Origin of the sequence: Antrihabitans spumae, from assembly GCF_043944905.1 — a bacterium.
In the GTDB taxonomy this organism is placed as follows: domain Bacteria; phylum Actinomycetota; class Actinomycetes; order Mycobacteriales; family Mycobacteriaceae; genus Antrihabitans; species Antrihabitans spumae.
This window is the reverse complement of the sequence record NZ_JBIMSN010000077.1, coordinates 1-3,122: the sequence shown is the minus strand read 5'-3', so window position 1 is coordinate 3,122 and position 3,122 is coordinate 1. Positions and strand designations below refer to the sequence as shown.

Genomic DNA, 3,122 nt, shown 5'->3' with positions numbered 1-3,122 from the left:
TCCAAGGTGGTCCCATGCTAGTGGCAAGCAGGTGGTCCCATCACCCTGGCAAATGACAGCCCTGGCTCCGCAACACGAGTGGCTGAGGCCACTGACGGCCCGCCGGACGCAGATGGCGTCGTACAGAGAGCCGACGACGCGGACGAAGGCTGGACGAAGGACTGGGATACGCCACCTTCACGCGGGGGTGCCTTTCCGACGATTTCTGGCGGCTTGCCGACTCTCGGGCGGAGGCGACGGTAGCCGGGTGGCTCCAATATTGCGGCGTATCGCGCAGCTTCTCGGGGCCTCAGTGTTGTCACCCGACTTCTCGATGGAGGACGCTGACGTCTTCGCCTGTGCCCCTGCACCATTGACTCTCAGAAACTTGTCAGTCGACACAGCCGCACAGGAACACCTAGCCGGATGAGCCGAGCGCGTTGCGAAGGCCGCAGTCGAAGACGCCGGTTCGCGACTTGCCTGCCAGTAATATCCCAACTTAGGATATCGCCTTTACTTCGTTGCCGCCGTCGAGCACCGACCGCATTGCACCGATATTGAGAACTTCGCCGGAGAGGACGTAATCAGTGCCGAATCAGCCGAGCGCGGATGATCACTCCGATGGCGAACCCAGGCCAGGTACCAAGCCGACCAAGGCAATTCTCTGGATCGCTGGAGGCCTGACAGTGGCTATCGCGGTCGTCATCGCGTTGTGGGCATTTGAGCGCCCTGATGGTCGGCAGAGTGACCACGACTCGAATGGCGAGGACACCAGTGGCCAGGAGATCAGGGGGACCTTAGACGACTGGCTGACTGCGATCTGCGCGCCCGGAAAGTTCTACGACGGGACGACCTTCAACGGCGCGACCGGTGGGGGCTCATGCCCTATCGGTAACCCTGACTACCCGAACGATCTCGTGTATGTGACGCAGTACGACTCCAACTTCAAAATGAACAACGATCTAGCTGCATATCAAATGCAGTACTACGCATCGAGTATCAACGATCAGGGCCAAATCAACGTGTTCGCGGTTCGATCCGCCAGAGGTAGAAGCGCTCTCCTACCTCTCAGCCAATTCGGGTTTGAGATTTACGCTGTTCAGCGGCGTTGACGACCGCCAACCGAACCCGCACAGCGCGCGCAGAGTCGAGAACCGCTCGCCGCTAGGCAAAGGTCGATAGAGCATTGACGCCAACAGCTCGCCCCACGTGCGGGCATGCTCTTCCCAGGCGTGAGGTTCATGTCCAGCCCAGCGAGCCCCACACTTCACAGAGCGTTGGTAGGGGTTTCGGATTCAGCGATTGTGGATACCAGCTATGGGGCGTGCTGAGATGCCACCGGCCGGATGGCACGCAAACGCGCGATTGCACAGTTCGGTTCGAACAGATGCTGACGGCAGGAGTATCCATTCATGGACGATGAGACGGGCCCGGCGGAACTACTGCTCGCGACTTGCACTCGCGACCTCGGCGACCCTGATCTGTGGATCACCCCTGACGGATATCCGGACTCGCTCGCACTGTGCCTGATCGACTCGATCTACTCGACCGGCGCGCACTACACATCGGTGCTGAACGTCGTTCGAAACTACCGCGATTACCGAAGAACCCAAGCTGCAAACGCCGATTCCGACGGAGCACCCGAGTTGTTGACGACCATCGGCGAACTGGGTGGCCCGGATGGATGGGCAACCAAGGTAGGCAATAGAAGGCCTACGTCGACCGCGCCGGGAGCGCCACTCAAGGCCGCAGCCATCGCCTCAGCCGCGGAGACCCTTGTTGAGCTCGGCATCGAAACCACTTCCGAGTTGCGTGCCGCTGCTGCCAACGGTCAGATCGATGCAGTGAAGCAAGCCTGGCGCAGGGTGCCCGGCCAACGCTCTGGACTGACATGGGAATACGCACTGATGCTCGCGCAAATTCCTGGCGTCAAGGCCGATCGCATGGTCATTCGCTACACCGCACGTGCGATCGGCTTGCCCGAATCGCAGCTGTCGGCGAAGCGAGCCAACGAGCTGGTACGCCGAGTGGCGGAAGTAAAGGGATGGAACATAATTCACACCGACCACGCCATCTGGCGGTTCGAGTCCGGCCGCCAAGTCAGCCGAGAAGCTGACCCCATTTGAGTAACGCGCGTGAGGCCGTTGGGTGCGCGCCGCCCGTGCCCGGCCACCGCCCAAGGATCAGAGGTGCTGGACACCTGCGATGACGCAACGAACACGCCGTATGCGTGAAGGAAGGAAGACGTGATCTCACACGATGGCATGGGCTGTGTCGCAGCTCTCGACGTGGACACCGGAACGCTCACCTTGGTTCACTCTGGCGCTCTCGCGCGGATGAACAACAAGCCGGAAACCCCCCGCGTCATTCCGCTCGGCGCGATCGAGTCCGTCGAGCCACAAAATCCACGACGATGAAGCGAGGATTCGTTCGTTTCCTTCTCCGAAGTCAGTCTGGCTACCATCGTGATCCCAACCGCGATATCAACGCTTACCTGCTGAAGTCGTTGAAGGACAAGACAGCCGAACCGTTTGTTGAGGCTGTCCAAAGCGCGATTGCCTCAGCTGTCGACCGTCGCGTAATTCCCCAGGGGTAGCCGTCACGTAATTCCTCACGTTCGGCGCTGCTGCGCTGAGGGTAGCTGGGCTTGTGGTCGGTGTCAGCTAGCTGTGGTGCCGGGTCGTTTGCGTGGCCGGTAGGACGGGCCGTCCATGAGGACTTGATGGCTGGTGTTGATCAACCGATCGAGCAGCGATTCCGCAACGACGGGGTTCGGAAACAACGGATACCAATCCTTCGGGGCTCGGTTGCTGGTGAGAATTACTGGTTTCCCCGCGATGGCACGGTCAGAGACCAGGTCGTAGAGGTCATCGGATTGAGTCGGGGTGTGCTCCCGCATCGCGAAGTCGTCGACGATCAGAACCAGTGGTCGGGTGTATTCACGCATGCGTTGCCCGATGGTGCGATCAGCGTGACCACCGGCGAGGTCGGCGAGCATGCGTGAGCATTTGACGAACCGGATATCGCCGCCGCGGCGGGCCACTTGATGGCCAAGTGCTTGTGCCACATGAGTTTTCCCGACACCGACGGTTATCGAGGGTTGTGGCGTGCCGGTGGCGTATTTGCGCACGTGGAAGCGTTGA

4 protein-coding genes are annotated in these 3,122 nt (G+C 60.6%); 3 read left to right on the top strand and 1 reads right to left on the bottom strand.

All coding sequences use genetic code 11. The features are described from left to right. Positions 1-566 precede the first annotated feature (566 nt). From ACHIRB_RS17690 to ACHIRB_RS17680, 3 genes are all read left to right on the top strand, one after another. Entirely contained in the window at positions 567-1,091 is a 525-nt protein-coding gene (locus ACHIRB_RS17690; protein ID WP_395126719.1) for a hypothetical protein, read from the top strand. 300 nt (positions 1,092-1,391) lie between these two features. Then, the gene (locus ACHIRB_RS17685; RefSeq protein ID WP_395126718.1) at positions 1,392-2,105 is read left to right on the top strand and encodes a heme peroxidase; all 714 of its coding nucleotides are present in this window, start codon (positions 1,392-1,394) and stop codon (positions 2,103-2,105) included. Between the two features lie 120 nt (positions 2,106-2,225). Further along, positions 2,226-2,396 carry a hypothetical protein gene (locus ACHIRB_RS17680; protein WP_395126717.1) on the top strand — a complete coding sequence of 57 codons (171 nt, stop codon included), beginning with the start codon at positions 2,226-2,228 and terminating at the stop codon, positions 2,394-2,396. A 242-nt stretch (positions 2,397-2,638) separates the two neighbouring features. On the opposite strand, the gene ACHIRB_RS17675 is transcribed toward ACHIRB_RS17680, so the two are convergent. Further along, on the bottom strand, positions 2,639-3,122 hold a 484-nt coding region (locus tag ACHIRB_RS17675; RefSeq protein WP_395127735.1), incomplete at its 5' end, for an ATP-binding protein.

Coding starts and splice junctions, on each gene's coding strand:
- ACHIRB_RS17685 (WP_395126718.1), top strand. CDS start 1,392: ATGGACGATGAGACGGGCCCGGCGGAACTACTGCTCGCGACTTGCACT.